We start from the raw sequence: 17,392 nt of genomic DNA on the forward strand, positions 1-17,392 counted from the left end.
CTATCAAGCGACGGATCCGCTTTATTGATTTCAGGGGTTTCTCCTGATTTTGTAAAGACTTAGCGATAAAGCCACCGACCAGGGAGGGCGCTGCGTGACGATGCAGCCTGCAAGTACCGAGATCGCATCGCGCACGGCCGCGATCATCCAGGATCTGAAAGACCTCGAAGGTCCGCTGCTGCCGATCCTCCATAACATTCAGGAAGAGTTCGGCCATGTGCCGCAGGCAGCACTCCCGGTCATTGCCGACGGACTGAACCTTTCCAGAGCAGAGGTGCACGGCGTCGTCACCTTCTATCACGATTTCCGCGCCCGCCCGGCAGGCCGGCATGTGCTCAAGCTCTGCCAGGCCGAAGCTTGCCAGTCGATGGGTTCCGATGCGGTGGCCGCCAGGATCAAGCAATTGCTCGGCATTGATTTCCACGAGACGGCGAAAGACGGTTCGGTGACCCTGGAGCCGGTTTATTGCTTGGGACTGTGCGCCTGCTCGCCCTCGGCGATGCTCGATGGCGAGGTGATCGGGCGGCTCGACAACGAGAAGATCGAAGAGATCGTCGCGGAGGTGCGCTCATGATCCCGCGCATCTACATTCCCGGCGATTCCGGCGCGCTGGCGCTCGGTGCCGAAAGGGTCGCCAAGGCAGTTCGCGCTGAACTCGCCGAGCGCGGCGTTGAGGCCAAGATCGTCCGCAACGGGTCGCGCGGCGCCTATTTCCTAGAGCCTATGGTCGAGGTCGCCACAGCAAACGGCCGCGTCGCCTACGGGCCGGTGAAGCCTTCCGGCGTCAAGAGCCTGTTCGACAATGGCTTTCTCACCGGCGGCCATCACAAGCGCTGGCTGGGCGCGCCGGACAAGATCCCGTTCCTGGCCAAGCAGACCCGTCTGACCTTCGCGCGCTGCGGCATCAACGACCCGCTGTCACTCGACGCCTATAAGTCGCTTGGCGGGCTGAAGGGCCTGCAGAACGCGGTGGCCATGGCCCCGGCAGAGATCGTCAGCCAGGTTACGGAGTCCGGCCTGCGCGGCCGCGGCGGCGCCGGCTTCCCGACCGGCATCAAATGGAAGACGGTGCTCGATACGACATCCGAGCGCAAATACATCGTCTGCAACGCCGACGAGGGCGACAGCGCCACCTTCGCCGACCGCATGATCATGGAGGGCGATCCCTTCGTGCTGATCGAAGGCATGGCGATCGCCGGCATCGCCACCGGCGCGACCAAGGGCTTCGTCTACATCCGCTCGGAATATCCGCATGCGGTGGCGGTGATGAACAAGGCCGTCGAGGTCGCCCGCAAGGCCGGGGTGCTCGGCGTCAACGTGCTCGGTTCGCCCAACGCCTTCGACATGGAGATCCGCGTCGGCGCGGGCGCCTATGTCTGCGGCGAGGAGACCTCGCTTCTGAACAGTCTGGAAGGCAAACGCGGCGTGGTGCGCGCCAAGCCGCCGCTGCCGGCAATCCAGGGCCTTTTTGGCAAGCCGACGGTGATCAACAACGTCATCTCGCTGGCTTCGGTGCCTGTCATCATGGACAAGGGCGCCGCCTACTACAAGAATTTCGGCATGGGCCGCTCGCGCGGCACGATCCCGATCCAGATCGCCGGCAACGTCAAGCGTGGCGGCCTGTTCGAGGCGGCTTTCGGCATGACACTGGGCGAAATCGTCGACGATATCGGCGGCGGCACGGCCACCGGCCGGCCGGTGAAAGCGGTGCAGGTCGGCGGTCCACTCGGCGCGTATTTTCCGCGCGCTTTGTTCGACACGCCGTTCGATTACGAGGAATTCGCCAAGCGCGATGGACTGATCGGCCATGCCGGCATCACCGTGTTCGACGACACCGCCGACATGCTGAAACAGGCGCGCTTCGCCATGGAGTTCTGCGCCATCGAAAGCTGCGGCAAATGCACGCCCTGCCGCATCGGCTCGACGCGCGGGGTGGAGACCATCGACAGGCTCGCCGCCGGCATCGAGCCGGAGAAGAACCTCGCCCTGGTCACCGATCTCTGCAACACGATGAAGTTCGGATCGCTCTGCGCGCTGGGCGGCTTCACGCCCTACCCGGTGATGAGCTCGATCACGCATTTCCCCGAGGATTTCAAGCCCGCGCCGGCGCGCGTGGCTGCTGAATAGGACCTGGCAGATGAACATCAAGGCCGACTTCCCGACGCTCATCGAAGAGATCGACTACGGAACTCCGCAATCGAAAGCTGAGAAGCGGATCACGCTGACCGTCGACGGCCGCAGCATCAGCGTGCCGGAAGGCACGTCGATCATGCGCGCCGCGATGGAAAGCGGGGTCGAGATCCCGAAGCTGTGCGCCACGGACATGCTGGACTCCTTCGGCTCCTGCCGCGTCTGCCTGGTCGAGATCGATGGCCGCGGCGGCACGCCGGCGTCCTGCACGACGCCCGTCGGCGAAGGCATGGTGGTGCGCACGCAGTCGGAGCGGCTCGATGCCATTCGCCGCGGCGTCATGGAGCTCTATGTCTCCGACCATCCGGTGGGCTGGAACGAGAAGGCCGGCACCGGCGCCAGCGAGTTCGACGCGGTGGCGAAGTCGGTCGGCCTTTCCGAGAATCGCTACGGCGTCGAAGGCCGCAATCACGTCAAGGAGGATGGCGTCGCGCCCGGCCACGGCTCGCTGGCCGTCGACTACATCGCGCGTGACGAATCCAACCCGTATTTCACCTATGATCCGGCGCAATGCATCGTCTGTTCGCGTTGCGTGCGGGCCTGCGAAGAGGTGCAGGGCACCTTCGCGCTGACGATCGAGGGCCGCGGCTTCGAATCGCGCATGGTCGCCGGCATGCACGAGGATTTCATCGCTTCCGAATGCGTGTCCTGCGGCGCCTGCGTGCAGGCCTGCCCGACCGATGCACTGCGCGAGAAGACAGTGCTCGCCAAGGGCCTGCCGGAACGCTCGGCCGTCACTACCTGCGCCTATTGCGGCGTCGGCTGCTCGTTCAAGGCCGAAGTGAAGGACGACGAGGTCATCCGCATGATGCCCTACAAGGACGGCAAGGCCAATCACGGCCATTCCTGCGTGAAGGGCCGCTTCGCCTATGGCTATGCCACCCACAAGGACCGCATCCTGTCGCCGATGATCCGCGAGAAGGTGAGCGATCCCTGGCGCGAGGTGAGTTGGGAGGAGGCGATCGCCCACACGGCCAAGGAGTTCCGCCGCATCCAGTACCAGTATGGACGCACGGCGATCGGCGGTATCACCTCGTCGCGCTGCACCAATGAGGAGACCTATCTGGTCCAGAAGCTGGTGCGCCAAGGCTTCCGCAACAACAATGTCGATACCTGCGCGCGCGTCTGCCATTCGCCGACCGGCTACGGGCTCGGCCAGACCTACGGCACCTCGGCCGGCACGCAGGATTTCGATTCCGTCGAATTCACCGACGTCGCCGTCATCATCGGCGCCAATCCGGCTTCCGCACACCCGGTTTTCGCCTCGCGGCTGAAGAAGCGGCTGCGCCAGGGCGCCAAGCTGATCGTGCTCGACCCGCGCCGCACCGAGATGGTCAAGTCGGCGCATATCGAAGCCGACTACCACCTGCCGCTGAAGCCCGGCACCAATGTCGCCGTGCTGACGGCGCTGGCACATGTCATCGTCACCGAAGGCCTGTTCGACGAGGCCTTCATCCGCGAGCGCTGCGACTGGACGGAATTCCAGGACTGGGCGTCCTTCGTCGCCCTGCCGGAGAACAGCCCCGAAACCGTCGGCAAGCTGTCCGGCGTCGATCCCGAACTGATCCGCGGTGCTGCGCGTCTCTACGCCAAGGGCGGCAACGGGGCGATCTACTACGGCCTCGGCGTCACCGAGCACAGCCAGGGCTCGACCACGGTGATGGCGATTGCCAATCTCGCCATGGCCACCGGCAATATCGGTCGCCCGGGCGTCGGCGTGAACCCGCTGCGCGGCCAGAACAACGTGCAGGGCTCGTGCGACATGGGCTCCTTCCCGCACGAACTGCCAGGCTATCGCCATGTCTCGGGCGACGCGGTGCGCGACATCTATGAAAGCCTGTGGGGCGTGAAGCTGGACGACGAACCCGGCCTGCGTATCCCCAACATGCTGGATGCCGCCGTCGACGGCTCCTTCAAGGGCATCTACATCCAGGGCGAGGACATCCTGCAGTCAGATCCCGACACCAAGCATGTCGCCGCCGGACTGGCCGCGATGGAATGCGTGGTCGTGCACGACCTTTTCCTCAACGAGACGGCGAACTACGCGCATGTGTTCCTGCCGGGCTCGACCTTCCTTGAGAAGGACGGCACCTTCACCAATGCCGAGCGCCGCATCAACATGGTGCGCAAGGTGCTGGAACCGAAGGCGCGTTACGCCGATTGGGAAGCGACGCAGGAGCTTGCCCGTTCCGTCGGGCTGGACTGGAACTATGCGCATCCGTCCGAGATCATGGACGAAATCGCCAAGACGACGCCGAGCTTCTCCGGCGTCTCCTTCGAGTTGCTCGACCGCCTCGGATCGGTGCAGTGGCCCTGCAATGAGAAGGCCCCTCTCGGCACCCCGGTCATGCATGTCGACGGCTTTGTGCGCGGCAAGGGCAAGTTCATCCGCACCGAATATGTGGCGACGGACGAGCGAACCGGGCCGCGCTTCCCGCTGCTTTTGACCACCGGCCGGATCCTGTCGCAGTACAATGTCGGCGCGCAAACGCGGCGCACCGACAATATCATGTGGCACTCCGAGGACCGGCTGGAGATCCATCCGCACGACGCCGAGAACCGTGGCCTGCGCGACGGCGACTGGGTGCGGCTGACCAGCCGCTCCGGCGAGACGACGCTGCGCGCGCAGATCACCGACAGGGTGTCACCGGGCGTGGTCTATACGACCTTCCACCATCCCGACACGCAGGCCAACGTCATCACCACGGATTTTTCGGACTGGGCGACCAACTGTCCGGAATATAAGGTGACGGCGGTGCAGGTCGGTGCCTCCAACGGACCATCGGAATGGCAACGCAACTATGACGAGCAGGCGCGCAACAGCCGCCGCATCGCCCCGCTGGAAGCGGCGGAGTAGTATAGAGACAAAATCTTGACGGCAGGTCGACCCCCACTCCGTCGAGCTTCGCTCGACACCTCTCCCCCGATCGACGGGGGAGAGGAAAGGCGCGAGCGTGCGTCAGCTGGCTTCCTTCCTCTCCCTCCGAAGGGGGGAGAGGTGGCGCTGCGTAGCAGCGACGGAGTGGGGGAAGCCCTCCGAGAGCAAATGCCGTTTAAGGCTGGCAAATCCCTTTGCTTTCTCGACGAAATATCCAGCAGGACAGGCGGTGCTGCGTGAAGCGTGCCGCCATTTCCCAGACCTCCCGCCTAGCCCATCGCGCCAGCGGCACGGCAGCGGCCCGCCGCATGGTGCCGGAAGAAACGCCGGTGGCGTTCTCCTTTGCCGGCACGACGCACGCGGTGATGATGGCGAGCCCGGCCGATTTGAAGGATTTCGCACTCGGTTTCTCGCTGACCGAAGGCATCATCGCTTCACCCGACGAAATCGAGGCGATCGAGGTCGAGGATCTCGGCGCCGGCATCGACATCCAGATTCGACTGAAGGACCAGGCCAACACGCGCTTCGAGGCGCGGCGGCGCAGGCTCGCCGGACCGGTTGGCTGCGGGCTCTGCGGCATCGAATCCATCGAGGAAGCGATGCGCGCGGTCGATTCGGTTGGTGCGTCTAAACTTACGCTTGATGCCGGCGACATCGTCCGTTCCGTCAAGCTTCTCGCCAAGATGCAGCCGCTGCACAGCGAGACGGGCGCGGTGCACGCCGCCGGCTTCTATATCCCCGGCAAGGGCGCCGTCATGGCGCGCGAGGATGTTGGCCGTCACAACGCACTGGACAAGCTGGCCGGTGCATTGGCCAAGGCCGGCATCGACGGCGCGACCGGCGCGGTAGTGGTGACGTCGCGCGTCTCCGTCGAGATGGTGCAGAAGACGGCGACGATCGGCTCGCCCTTCATCATTGCCGTCTCTGCGCCGACCGCGCTCGCCGTCCGCACCGCCGAACAGGCCGGCATGACGCTGGTGGCCTTGGTTCGCGGCGACGATTTCGATATTTTCACCCATCCGGACCGGGTGGTTCGCGGAGTTGCCAAACATGTCGCATGACGAAGACCACATCATGAGCACCAGCGAGAAGCTGGTGCGGATGGCCAACCAGATCGCGGCCTTTTTCCACTCCAGGCCGCGCGAAGAAGGCGTGGCCGGGGTGGCCGAGCATATCAACAAATTCTGGGAGCCGAGGATGCGGCGTCAGTTCTTCGAGATGCTGGACAGCGGCGGCGACGGCTTCGATGAACTCGTCGTGGCTGCCTCGACCAGGATCAAGCGGCCGGTCTCGCCCGCCGAGGCCGATCTGAAGCTCGGGCTCAAGCTTCCCCCAGGCGACGTAGCCGTCTCGCAAAAATAGCCATTGGTTCGCGTCCGCTTATATTTCCTTCCGCTAAAGTTTAAGCTGCCGCACGCGACGCAGCTCTGCTATGGTCGGCGATCCGAAATCGCCAGGCCGGGCGGAACAACTCGTGAGGCCGATCGAGACCCGATACGCCCGTAGCGGCGACGTGCGGATCGCCTATCAGGTGGTCGGCCAAGGCGCGTTCGATCTCGTCTTCGTGCCGGGCTTCATCTCCAACCTCGACCTGCATTGGGAGGATGAAGGCTATAGCAGGCTGCTGAAACGGCTTTCCGCCTTCTCAAGGCTGATCCTATTCGACAAGCGCGGCACCGGCCTGTCCGACCGCGTCGATGCCAACCATCTCCCCAGCCTCGAAACGCGCATGGACGACGTGCGTGCGGTGATGGACGCGGCCGGCAGCGGCCGCGCGGCCCTGCTCGGCGCCTCGGAAGGCGCTCCGATGGCCATGCTGTTCGCCGCCACCTATCCGGAGCGGACACGCGCCCTGGCGCTCTATGGCGGCTATGCCCATTTCCACCGATGGGTGATGCCGCCGGAACGGCTGGAGGCATTCATCGCGACGACGGAAACCGCCTGGGGCACAGGCGCCACCTTGCCGCATTTTGCGCCCGGCCGCGTCGAAGACAGTCACTTTGCCGCCTGGTGGTCGCGATTCGAGCGGCTGTCGGCAAGTCCAACGGCGGCGGCGGCGCTGGCGCGAATGAATGCCGGCATAGACGTGCGCGGCATACTCTCGGCGATCAGCGCGCCGACGCTGCTGATCCACCGCCGCAACGACGCGCGCGTCGATCCCGATGCCAGCCGCTTTCTCGCCCGGAAAATCCCGAACGCCCGGCTTGTCGAAATCCCCGGGCGCGACCACCCGGTGTGGACCGGTGATGTCGACCGGGTCGCCGACCTGATCGAGGAATTCCTGACCGGCGAGCCGGCCGTGGCCGACAGCGAGCGCGTGCTCGCCGCATTGCTGGTGACGCGTATCTACGATACGGCGCGCCTCGGCGACCGCATGTGGAGCGAGCGCAGCCAGCGATTCCAGGAGACCTGGCGATTGCTGGTGGGGCGCCATGGCGGACGTGTCGCAGGCACGCATGGCGAGCTGATGATCTCGCGCTTCGACGGTCCGGCGCGCGCCATACGCTGCGCGGCGGCATTGCGCGAAGCGGCGCAGGAGATCGGTGTGGCCAGTGCACAGGGCGTGCATGTCGGCGAGATCGAGATGCGCGGACCGCCGGTCGGCTTGACTGCACGCGTGACCATACAACTTGCGGCCCATGCCAGCCGCGGCGAGATCCTGGCGTCGCGGCTGGTTTCCGACCTGGCGACCGGCTCCGGCCTACACTTCATCGATGGCGGACGCATTGCGCTCGACGAGTTGGACGAGCCGTTGGCGTTTGTTCTTGCGACGTCCGAGCAGCATCTGGAACCCGCCTGCCGATCCAAGCCCAGGCCTGCCGAACCGGCCGCGCTGACGGCGCGCGAAAGCGAGGTGGTGAGCCTGATCGCCGACGGCAAAAGCAATGCCGCGATCGCCGCCGAGCTCAACCTCAGCGAGCATACGGTCAAGCGTCACGTCGCCAACATATTGCTCAAGCTCGACCTGCCGTCGCGGGCGGCGGCGGCCGCGTTTTCGGCACGGAACCCTGGCCCGCACGGGCCATAAAGGCCATGGCGCTTTCGGGCGAAGCGGCCGATGGCGTCGGGGATTATCAATTCTTCCCATGCAGGCCAGGCGATATCGCCGTGACGGTACTGCGAAGGGAGGATGAAATGGTGAAATCAAGTCGCAAGACCAGATTGCTCGTCATCGCGGCCGGCGTCGGCGCCTTGCTGGCCCTGGCTCCGGCGCGGGCCGAGGATGCCTCGGCGACGGCAGCATACAAGGACATAGAGGCCACGCTCGGCTCCATACCGGACATGTTCAGGACTTTGCCTGACGTGGCGGTCGCCGGTGCCTGGGCCGAGATAAAGTCGATGCAGCTCAACCCCAAGACCGCACTCGACGGCAAGACCAAGGAACTCATGGGGCTTGCCGTCGCCTCGCAGATTCCTTGCCAGTACTGCGTCTACTTCCACACCGAGGCCGCCAAGCTCAACGGCGCGACCGACGAGGAGATCAAGGAAGCGGTGGCGATGGCGGCGATCGTTCGCCACTGGTCGACGATGCTCAACGGCAGCCAGGTCGACCTCACAGCCTTCAAGAAGCAGACCGACGACGTGTTCGCGGCCGTGAAGGCCAAGTCGCAGTGACACTATCGCTGCACGGCGATGACCGCCGGGCAGCACTTTGCTCATCAACCGCCCGATCGGGAAGACGGGCCCATGGAGGACGAAATGCTGACCAAGACACAGACCGTTGACGGCGCGGCAATCAAGAAAGCCATCGAAGGGCGCGACGGACAGATGCTGTCGAGCTTTTACGCCGACGATGCGGTGTTGCGGGTCGTCGACCGCAATAATCCGCCGAGCAAGCCGCGCGAGATCCGCGGCCGAGCGGCGATCAGCACATTCTGGGACGACATCTGCAGCCGGGCAATGACCCACAAGGTCGATACCACCATTGCCGATGGCGACAATCTCGCCTTCACGCAAGCCTGCGCCTACCCGGACGGGACCAAGGTGTTCTGTGCGGCGATGCTGGAACTCAAGGGCGGGCGGATTGCACGGCAGACGGTCGTGCAGGCCTGGGACGAGTAAGCGGCATCAGCCGCATCTTCGGAGGAGGAAAACATGTTCAGCGCCAGATGGCAGATCGACGCCAGGTTCGGACACAAGCAGACCGTGCTCGACCTCTTGCGGAAATGGGAATCCGAGATCGGTTCGCAGGTCGGCGTCGCCGACCTGAAGTTCCAGATCATGACGGGTTCGATCGGCGCGCGGGAGGCGACGGTCGAATCTCACCACCAGGTCGAAAGCCTGGCCCAGTTGGAAGAGTTCTTCGCCAGGATCGGCAAGATCGACGCGCATGCCAAATGGGGCAAGGAGATCGAGCCTTACGTCGTGTCGGGCACCAGCCTCTGGCAGATTTTCCGCATCGTCGAATAATGCATGTCGCCCAAAGGTGCCCATAGAACAACGATCTGAAGCGCGCCGCATCGGTCCCTTTCGACGCGACGCGCTTTCGCTACCATGACGGCTTCCGCCTGCCCGCTATGGCTCTCCCGGGCCATTTCCCCACTGGCCCTTTCGGGCGAAGCAGCGAGGAGCCGGATCGGTGCAATGTGCTCTCCTGCACCATCCTGCGCACCCGACGGATGGACGGCACAAGCAAAGCAACAAGATAAATCGTCGCGTCGAAACCATATGGCGCGGGCGCGATCAGGGAGGAAACCGATGACCGACGAAACCTATGCAAAACTGCGTGAAGGCTTGCGCGGAGAGCTGATCCTGCGCGGCGAAGCCGGCTATGAGGAGGCCCGCAAGGTTTACAACGGCATGATCGACAAGAGTCCGGCGCTGATTGCACGCTGCGTCGATGTCGCCGACGTGATCACCGCTGTAAGGTTCGCGCGCATAAACGACCTCCTCATCGCCGTGCGCAGCGGCGGCCACAACGGCGCGGGATTGGGGATTTGCGACAACGGTCTCGTCATCGACCTGTCGATGATGAAAGGCGTCCATGTCGACCCGAAAACCCGCACCGTGAGGGTCGCGCCCGGCTGCACTTCGGGCGACGTGGACCACGCCACCCATCCTTTCGCGCTCGCCGTTCCGTTCGGCATCGTTTCGACCACGGGCGTCGCCGGCCTTACCCTCGGTGGAGGAACCGGCTATCTCACGCGCAAATACGGCCTCACCATCGATAATCTGATCGAGGCCGATCTGGTGCTGGCCGATGGCAGCATGGCGAAGGCCAGCAAAAGCGAGAATCCCGACCTGTTCTGGGCGCTCCGGGGCGGCGGCGGCAATTTTGGCGTGGTAACCAGCTTCCTGTTCCAGGCTCATCCGGTGAACATGATCTTCGGCGGTCCGGTGTTCTGGGACGCCAGGCACGCGTCGGCGGTCATGCGTACCTATCGCGACTACCTGCCGGAAGCGCCGGAAGACCTCGGCGCTTTCGTCGGCCTCAAATCCGTCCCTTCGAGCGATCCTTTCCCGCGCGAGCATTGGGGCAAGCGCGCCTGTGCCATCATCTCGTGCTACAACGGCACGGAGGAGGACGGGCGCAAGGCGATGGCGCCGCTGCTGGACACCTTGCCGCCGCCAATGTTCAACTGGATGGGCGTAATGCCGTTCCCGGCGATGCAGTCGCTATTCGACCCGCTCCTTCCGAAAGGCCTGCAATGGTACTGGAAGGGCGATTTCGTCAAGTCGCTTCCCGACGAAGCGATCGCGACCCATATCGCACAGGCCGCCCAGGCGCCCAGCGAATTGTCGCTCATGCATCTATACCCGATTGACGGCGCCGTCCGCCGCGTCGGCAAGGACGAGACCGCCTGGAACGCGCGTGACGCAAGCTGGTCGATGGTCATCGCCGCCATCGACCCCGATCCGGGCAAAGCCGCCGACCTGACCGCGTGGGCACGGAATTACTGGGCGAGCGTCCATCCCCATAATGGCGAGGGCGGCTACGTGAACTTCATGATGGACGATGAAGGAGACGCGCGCTTGCAGGCGAGCTATGGCGGAAATTACGAGCGGCTGAGCCAGGTTAAGCGAACCTACGACCCATCCAATGTCTTCCGGGTCAACCTAAACATCAAGCCTGCGACATCGGCGATGCCGGGCCGGACGGCCGCGTAGTGCCGGGGTCTCGCCGCTGATGCCGTTCGGCGGCCGTGCCTGTCAGATGCAGCGCAATCGCGAAGTGGAATGGCGCTGACGACCCTCTCAAGCGGGGTCGCCGGCGCCGGCCACAGCCATATAAGATCTGCCTTTGCCGGAACGAGACAGATTACCCGTGCGCCACCATCACATGGCGCACGGCGGTATAATCCTCCAGCGCGTAGAGCGACATGTCCTTGCCGTAGCCGGACTGCTTCAGCCCGCCATGCGGCATCTCGTTGGTCAGCATGAAGTGGGTGTTGATCCAGGTGCAGCCATATTGCAGGCGAGCGGCGGTCGCCATGGCGCGCGAGACGTCCCTGGTCCACACCGACGATGCCAGGCCATAATCGCTGTCATTGGCCCAGTTCACCGCCTCGTCGACATCCGAGAAGCGGGTCACCGAGACGACCGGGCCGAAGACTTCGCGGCGCACGATCTCGTCCTCCTGCAAGGCGCCGGCGACGACGGTCGGCTGGTAGTAGAAGCCGGTGCCCTCGCCCGGCTTGCCGCCGGTGGTGATCTCGATGTGCTTCAATTCCGAGGCGCGCTCGACGAAGCTCGAGACACGGTCGCGTTGGCGGCGCGAGATCAGCGGGCCGATCTCGTTCTCGGCATCGTCCGGCAGATTGTACTTGATGGTCGACACGGCCGAGGAGAGATCGGCGACGAGCTTGTCGTAGACCTTCTTGCCGGCATAGATGCGGCAGGCGGCGGTGCAGTCCTGGCCGGCATTGTAGTAGCCGAAGGCGCGCAGGCCGTTGACCACGGCGCCGAGGTCGGCATCATCGAAGACGATGACCGGGGCCTTGCCGCCGAGTTCCAGATGCGTGCGCTTGACCGACTTGGCGGCCGCCTGCAGCACCTTCTTGCCGGTGGCGACATCGCCGGTGATCGAGATCATGTTGACCTTGGGATGGTTGATCAGCGTATTGCCGACGCTGTCGCCGCGTCCGAGCACGACATTGACGACCCCTTCGGGCAGGATTTCGGCCAGGATCTTCGCCAGTTTCAGCGCCGTCAGCGGCGTCTGTTCCGACGGTTTGAAGACGACCGTATTGCCGCCGCCGATCGCCGGCGCCAGCTTCCAGGCCATCATCATCAACGGGTAATTCCACGGCGCGATGGAAGCGACGATGCCGATCGGATCGCGCCGGACCATCGAGGTGTGGCCCGGCAGGTATTCGCCGGCTACCTGGCCTGGCATGGAGCGGACGGCGCCGGCGAAGAAACGGTAGCAGTCGACGATCGCCGGGATTTCATCATTGAGCACGGCATTGATCGGCTTGCCGCAGTTCAGCGCCTCGAGCGCCGCGAATTCCCTGGCTTCGGCCTCTATGCGGTCGGCGATCTTAAGGAGATAGCCCGAGCGCTGCGCGGGCGTGGTACGCGACCAAGCCGTGAACGCCTTCCCGGCAGCCGTCACCGCCGCCTCGATCTGCGCCGGGCTCGCCTCGGGGAGATTGAGAATGGTCGCCCCGGTCTTCGGATTGAGGACCGACTCCTCGGTCTCGGTGCCTTTCTCGAACTTCGAGCCGATCAGCATCTGGGTGTCCATTGGGTTCTCCATTGGCAATAGTGAGTAGTGAATAGTGAGTAGTGAGTAGTGAGTAGTGAGTAGTGAGTAGTGAGTAGTGAGTAGTGAGTAGTGAGTAGTGAGTAGTGAGTAGGTTTCTGCCGCGTATTCACTATCCAAAACTACTATTCTGCATCCTCCCATTCACTATTCACTACTCACTACTCACTACTCACTGCTCACTATTTCATTTCCCGCTGCCGGCGATCTGGTCGCCGTCGCGGGTCAGGTAGTAGGCGGCGAGGATCGGCAGCAGCGTCACCAGCACCACCACCATCGCCACGACATTGGTGACCGGGCGCTGGCGCGGGCGGATCAGTTCTTCAAGCATCCAGATCGGCAGCGTCTGCTGCTGGCCGGCGGTGAAGGTGGTGACGATGACCTCGTCGAACGACAGCGCGAAGGCCAGCATGCCGCCGGCAAGCAGCGCCGTGGCGATGTTGGGCAACACGATATGCCGGAAGGTCTGGAAACCATCCGCGCCGAGATCCATCGAGGCCTCGATCATCGAGCCCGAGGTGCGGCGGAAGCGGGCAACGGCATTGTTGTAGACGACAACCACGCAGAAGGTGGCGTGGCCGAGCACGATCGTCCAGAACGAGAACGGAATGTCGGCCAGCGCGAAAGCCGAACGCAGCGCAATGCCGGTGATGATGCCGGGCAGCGCGATCGGCAGGATGACCAGCAGCGAAATGGTTTCACGGCCGAAGAATTTCGTCCGTGACACCGCGGCGGCGCACAGCGTGCCGAGAACCAGCGCGATGGCCGTCGAGATGGCGGCGACGCGCACCGAGAGCGACAGCGCTTCCCACACGTCCGGCCGGTTCCAGGTGACAGCGAACCACTGCGTGGTGAGCCCCGGCGGCGGCCAGACGAAGCTCTTCTCCTCCGTCGTGAAGGCATAGACGAAGATCAGCAGGATCGGCAGATGCAGGAACAGCAACCCGCAAGCGGCGGCGATTTTGAGGCCAAGCGGAGCCGATTGGGCACGGTCAGAGCGCATCGAAGGCCCCCATGCGCTTGGCGCCCCAGAGATAGAAGCCCATGATGACGATGGGCACGACAGTGAAGGCGGCGGCGAGCGGGATGTTGCCGGCCGTGCCTTGCTGCGAATAAACGGCCTGGCCGATGAACAGGCGCGACGTGCCGATGATCTGCGGGATGATGTAGTCGCCCAATGTCAGCGAAAAGGTGAAGATCGAGCCGGCGACGATCCCCGGCAGCGCCAGCGGGAACAGCACATTGCGGAAGGTCTGGCCTGGCGAGGCACCGAGATCGGAAGAGGCCTCGACCAGATTGCCGGGCACGCGCTCGAGGGCTGCCTGCACCGGCAGGATCATGAAGGGCAGCCAGACATAGACGAAGACGATGAAGGTGCCGGTGAAGGACACCGACAGCGAGTTGCCGCCGACGACCGGCAGCGACAGCCACGCATCGAGCAACCACAACAGGTTCAGCTTGGCGAGCAGCCAGGTGAGAATGCCTTCCTTGGCCAGGATCAGTTTCCAGGCGTAGATCTTGACCAGGTAGCTCGACCACAGCGGCAGCATGACGCCGAGATAGAACAGCGCCTTCCAGCGGCCGCGCGCATAGCGCGCCGCGTAGTAGGCGATGGGGAAAGCGACGACGGCCGAGGCCAGGGTCACCAGGGCCGCCATCGTCACCGTGCGCAGGATGATGTCGAGATTGGCGGCCTGCAACAGGTCGCCATAGGTCTTCAACGTGAACTCACGATTGATGAGGCCGGAGAACTCGTCGATCGAGAAAAAGCTCTGCGCCAAAAGAGCGAACAACGAGCCGATGTAGACGATGCCGAGCCACAGGACCGGCGGCAGCAGCATAAGCAGAAGGAGCAGTTGCGGCCTGCGCCAGAAGAGGTCGGAGAGCGCGCCGCGTATGCCGCCGCTGCCGGGCAGGATGGCAGGGGCTGGGCTGGGGTTGAGCGCGGCAATGGTCATGGGGCCGCCGTGTGCTGAAGAGAATTATATGAGAGGCCGCGTTCTGCGTCGCCCCCCTCTGTCCTGCCGGACATCTCCCCCTCACGGGGGGAGATTGGCAATTTCTCGGCCTCGCCAATTCTGCGACGTTGGAAATTGGCGAAACCCGAAAGGGCAGCCAATCTCCCCCCTTGAGGGGGAGATGTCCGGCAGGACAGAGGGGGGTGCTTCGCGCAAGCCTTCATCACACCGGCTCGTCCATCAAATGCAGGCTCTCGCGGTTGAAGGTGAGCACCACCGCCTCGCCTTCCCTGGGCAAGGCCGTGCCGGCAGGCACGATGGCGTGCAATTTCAGACCGTCGGCATCGAGCGCCAGCCTGGTGGTCGCCCCGAGATAGTTAGTTGAGACGAGGCGCGCGGCGACGCCCTCGCCGCTCGCCGCGCGGCCGACGCGGATGGATTCGGGTCGCAGGCTGCCCCAGCGGCGCTGGCCGCAATAGCGCTGGACGAAATCCGGCGGCAGCACGTTGGAGGAACCGACGAAATCAGCGACGAAGCGGGTGCTCGGCCGCTGGTAGATATCTTCCGGCGTGCCGATCTGCATGATCCTGCCGTCGTTGAAGACGGCGACGCGATCGGCCATCGACAGCGCCTCGCCCTGATCGTGAGTGACGAAGACGAAGGTTATGCCGAGCGCCTTTTGCAGCGACTTCAGCTCTTCCTGCATGTTCTCGCGCAGTTTGAGGTCGAGCGCGCCGAGCGGCTCGTCGAGCAGCAGCACCTTGGGCTGGTTGACCAGTGCGCGGGCCAGCGCGACGCGCTGGCGCTGGCCGCCGGAAAGCTGGCCGGGGCGGCGGGCGCCGTAGCCGGGCAGCCTGACCAGCGACAGCGCCTCTTCCGCTGCCTTGTGCCGCCCGGCCTTGCCGACGCCCTTGACCATCAATCCGTAGGCGACATTGTCGAGCACATCGAGATGCGGGAACAGCGCATAGTCCTGGAAGACAGTGTTGACGTTGCGGCGAAAAGGCGGAACGCCCTCGGCGCGCTCGCCGAAGATCGAGATCGAACCCGCCGTCGGCTGCTCGAAACCGGCAATGAGGCGCAGGCAGGTCGTCTTGCCGGAACCGGACGGCCCGAGCATGGCGAAGAACTCGCCAGGTACGATTTCGAGGTCGACCGTGTCGACGGCGCGCACGCTGCCGAAATGGCGCGAGACTTTTTGAAAGGAAACGGCTGAGGTCATGGAGTGTCCTGATCTGCCGGGCTCATCGATCTCAGGCGGCGCCGCCCCTCATCCGCCTGCCGGCACCTTCTCCCCGTGAAGGACAGGGGAAGGGACGCGCGCCAACGCTGGCGATCCCCTCTCCCCGTTCTTCACGGGGAGAGGGTAAGGGTGAGGGGCGGCGCCGGCTTCGGCAAAGTAAGGCTAGGTCACCGCCCGCCGATGACGCCGATATAGTCCGACACCCAGCGGTAATAGGGCACGCACTGGTCGTTCTGGGTGGCGCATTTGGTCACCGGCGTCTTCCAGAACTTGATCTTGTCGAAATTTTCGTAGCCGTTGGTCTTGCAGCCTTCGTCGGTCAGCAGCTCGTTGCCCTTGCAGGCGGCGGGGACGACCGGTAGCGAGCCGAACCAGGCCGAGACGTCGCCCTGCACCTTGGGCGAGAGCGAGTGTTCGAGCCACATGTAGGCGCAGTTCGGGTGCGCCGCGTCGGTCTCCATCATGGTGGTGTCGGCCCAGCCGGTGACGCCTTCCTCCGGCACGGTCGAGGCAACGGGCTTCTTGGCGGCGACCAGCGTGTTGACCTGGTATGGCCACGAACCGGAGGCAACCACGCCTTCGTTCTGGAAATCGTCAACCTGGATGGCGGCGTCGTGCCAGTAGCGGCCGACCAGCGTGCGCTGGACGCGCAGCAACTCGAGCGCGGCCTTGTACTGGTCCTCGTTCAACTCATAGGGGTCCTTGATGCCGAGCTCCGGCTTGTGAAACATCAGGTAGTTGGCGGCATCGGCAATGTGGATCGGGCCGTCATAGGCCTGGACGCGGCCCTTGTTGGACTTGCCGTCCGGCAGCTTCATCTCCTCGAAGACGATGTTCCAGCTCTTGGGCGCTTCCTTGAAGACATCGGTATTGTACATCAGCACGTTCGGCCCCCACTGGTAGGGAACGCCGTAATGCACCTTGTCGACGGTGAACCAGGGGGCGTCCTTGATGCGGTCGTCGACCGTCTTCCAACTCGGGATGAGATCGGTATTGATCGGCTGCACGCGCTTGCCGGCAACGAGGCGCAGCGATGCATCGCCCGAAGCGGTGACGAGGTCGAAGCCGCCCTCGTTCATCAGCGAGACCATCTCGTCCGACGTGTTGGCGGTCTTGACGTTGACCTTGCAGCCGCTTTCCTTCTCGAAGGCGGTTACCCAGTCATAGCCCTTGTCGGTTTCGCCACGCTCGATATAGCCCGGCCAGGCGACGATATTGACCTCGCCTTCACCTTTGCCGAGTTCCGTGACCTGAGCGATGGCCTGGCCGGAGAAGGTCAGCGCGACCGTCAATGCAGTGCATGACTTCAGGAATGAATTCATCGTCGATCTCCCATTGATAGGGCCCGCGCTTCGGCGGCGGCTTGTTCCCTGAAGCGAAGTTGCTGTGAAAATCCCGGTTTCGCAAATTCATTTATC

Annotated in this window: 15 protein-coding genes; 10 read left to right on the top strand and 5 right to left on the bottom strand. The window is 64.0% G+C overall.

Annotation, left to right across the window (positions count from 1 at the left end; all coding sequences use genetic code 11):
• The first annotated feature begins 94 nt into the window (after nt 1-94).
• The 10 genes from LB545_RS16375 (at nt 95) to LB545_RS16420 (ending at nt 11,176) form a co-directional block, all read left to right on the top strand.
• Nucleotides 95-574, top strand: a complete 480-nt coding sequence (locus LB545_RS16375) for a formate dehydrogenase subunit gamma (protein ID WP_140513030.1) — start codon at nt 95-97, stop codon at nt 572-574.
• A complete protein-coding gene (locus LB545_RS16380) occupies nt 571-2,127 on the top strand; it encodes a formate dehydrogenase beta subunit (protein ID WP_224705470.1) in 1,557 nt (518 codons plus the stop codon). The genes LB545_RS16375 and LB545_RS16380 overlap by 4 nt, the downstream gene beginning before the upstream one ends.
• A 10-nt stretch (nt 2,128-2,137) precedes the next feature.
• Nucleotides 2,138-5,047 carry a formate dehydrogenase subunit alpha gene (fdhF, locus tag LB545_RS16385; protein ID WP_224705471.1) on the top strand — a complete coding sequence of 970 codons (2,910 nt, stop codon included), beginning with the start codon at nt 2,138-2,140 and terminating at the stop codon, nt 5,045-5,047.
• 257 nt (nt 5,048-5,304) lie between these two features.
• Complete coding sequence (gene fdhD, locus LB545_RS16390) at nt 5,305-6,129, top strand: formate dehydrogenase accessory sulfurtransferase FdhD (protein ID WP_224705472.1); 825 nt, start codon at nt 5,305-5,307, stop codon at nt 6,127-6,129.
• The gene (locus LB545_RS16395; RefSeq protein ID WP_140559723.1) at nt 6,119-6,430 is read left to right on the top strand and encodes a formate dehydrogenase subunit delta; all 312 of its coding nucleotides are present in this window, start codon (nt 6,119-6,121) and stop codon (nt 6,428-6,430) included. Before fdhD ends, LB545_RS16395 begins: the two co-directional genes overlap by 11 nt.
• Before the next feature lie 112 nt (nt 6,431-6,542).
• Nucleotides 6,543-8,096 carry an alpha/beta fold hydrolase gene (locus tag LB545_RS16400; RefSeq protein ID WP_140497048.1) on the top strand — a complete coding sequence of 518 codons (1,554 nt, stop codon included), beginning with the start codon at nt 6,543-6,545 and terminating at the stop codon, nt 8,094-8,096.
• A gap of 107 nt (nt 8,097-8,203) precedes the next feature.
• Nucleotides 8,204-8,683, top strand: a complete 480-nt coding sequence (locus LB545_RS16405) for a carboxymuconolactone decarboxylase family protein (protein ID WP_140513022.1) — start codon at nt 8,204-8,206, stop codon at nt 8,681-8,683.
• An 18-nt stretch (nt 8,684-8,701) separates the two neighbouring features.
• Nucleotides 8,702-9,130 (top strand): nuclear transport factor 2 family protein, encoded by a 429-nt coding sequence (locus LB545_RS16410; protein ID WP_224518980.1) that lies wholly within the window; start codon nt 8,702-8,704, stop codon nt 9,128-9,130.
• A 33-nt stretch (nt 9,131-9,163) separates the two neighbouring features.
• Entirely contained in the window at nt 9,164-9,478 is a 315-nt protein-coding gene (locus LB545_RS16415; protein ID WP_140497050.1) for a hypothetical protein, read from the top strand.
• 288 nt (nt 9,479-9,766) lie between these two features.
• Nucleotides 9,767-11,176, top strand: a complete 1,410-nt coding sequence (locus LB545_RS16420) for an FAD-binding oxidoreductase (protein ID WP_140497052.1) — start codon at nt 9,767-9,769, stop codon at nt 11,174-11,176.
• Between the two features lie 151 nt (nt 11,177-11,327).
• Here the strand turns inward: LB545_RS16420 and LB545_RS16425 are convergent, their stop codons facing one another.
• From LB545_RS16425 to LB545_RS16445, 5 genes are all read right to left on the bottom strand, one after another.
• Nucleotides 11,328-12,755: a gamma-aminobutyraldehyde dehydrogenase gene (locus tag LB545_RS16425; RefSeq protein ID WP_140497054.1), complete on the bottom strand. Its 1,428-nt coding sequence runs from the start codon at nt 12,753-12,755 to the stop codon at nt 11,328-11,330.
• Between the two features lie 205 nt (nt 12,756-12,960).
• Nucleotides 12,961-13,776: an ABC transporter permease gene (locus LB545_RS16430; RefSeq protein WP_140497056.1), complete on the bottom strand. Its 816-nt coding sequence runs from the start codon at nt 13,774-13,776 to the stop codon at nt 12,961-12,963.
• A complete protein-coding gene (locus LB545_RS16435; protein WP_140497058.1) occupies nt 13,766-14,731 on the bottom strand; it encodes an ABC transporter permease in 966 nt (321 codons plus the stop codon). Before LB545_RS16435 ends, LB545_RS16430 begins: the two co-directional genes overlap by 11 nt.
• A gap of 223 nt (nt 14,732-14,954) precedes the next feature.
• Nucleotides 14,955-15,953: an ABC transporter ATP-binding protein gene (locus LB545_RS16440; protein ID WP_140497060.1), complete on the bottom strand. Its 999-nt coding sequence runs from the start codon at nt 15,951-15,953 to the stop codon at nt 14,955-14,957.
• Nucleotides 15,954-16,141: 188 nt separating this feature from the next.
• Nucleotides 16,142-17,296, bottom strand: coding sequence for an ABC transporter substrate-binding protein (locus LB545_RS16445; protein WP_140497062.1), 1,155 nt, complete (start codon nt 17,294-17,296; stop codon nt 16,142-16,144).
• Between the last annotated feature and the right edge of the window lie 96 nt (nt 17,297-17,392).

Origin of the sequence: Mesorhizobium sp. BR1-1-6 (genome assembly GCF_020165355.1) — a bacterium.
GTDB lineage: Bacteria > Pseudomonadota > Alphaproteobacteria > Rhizobiales > Rhizobiaceae > Mesorhizobium.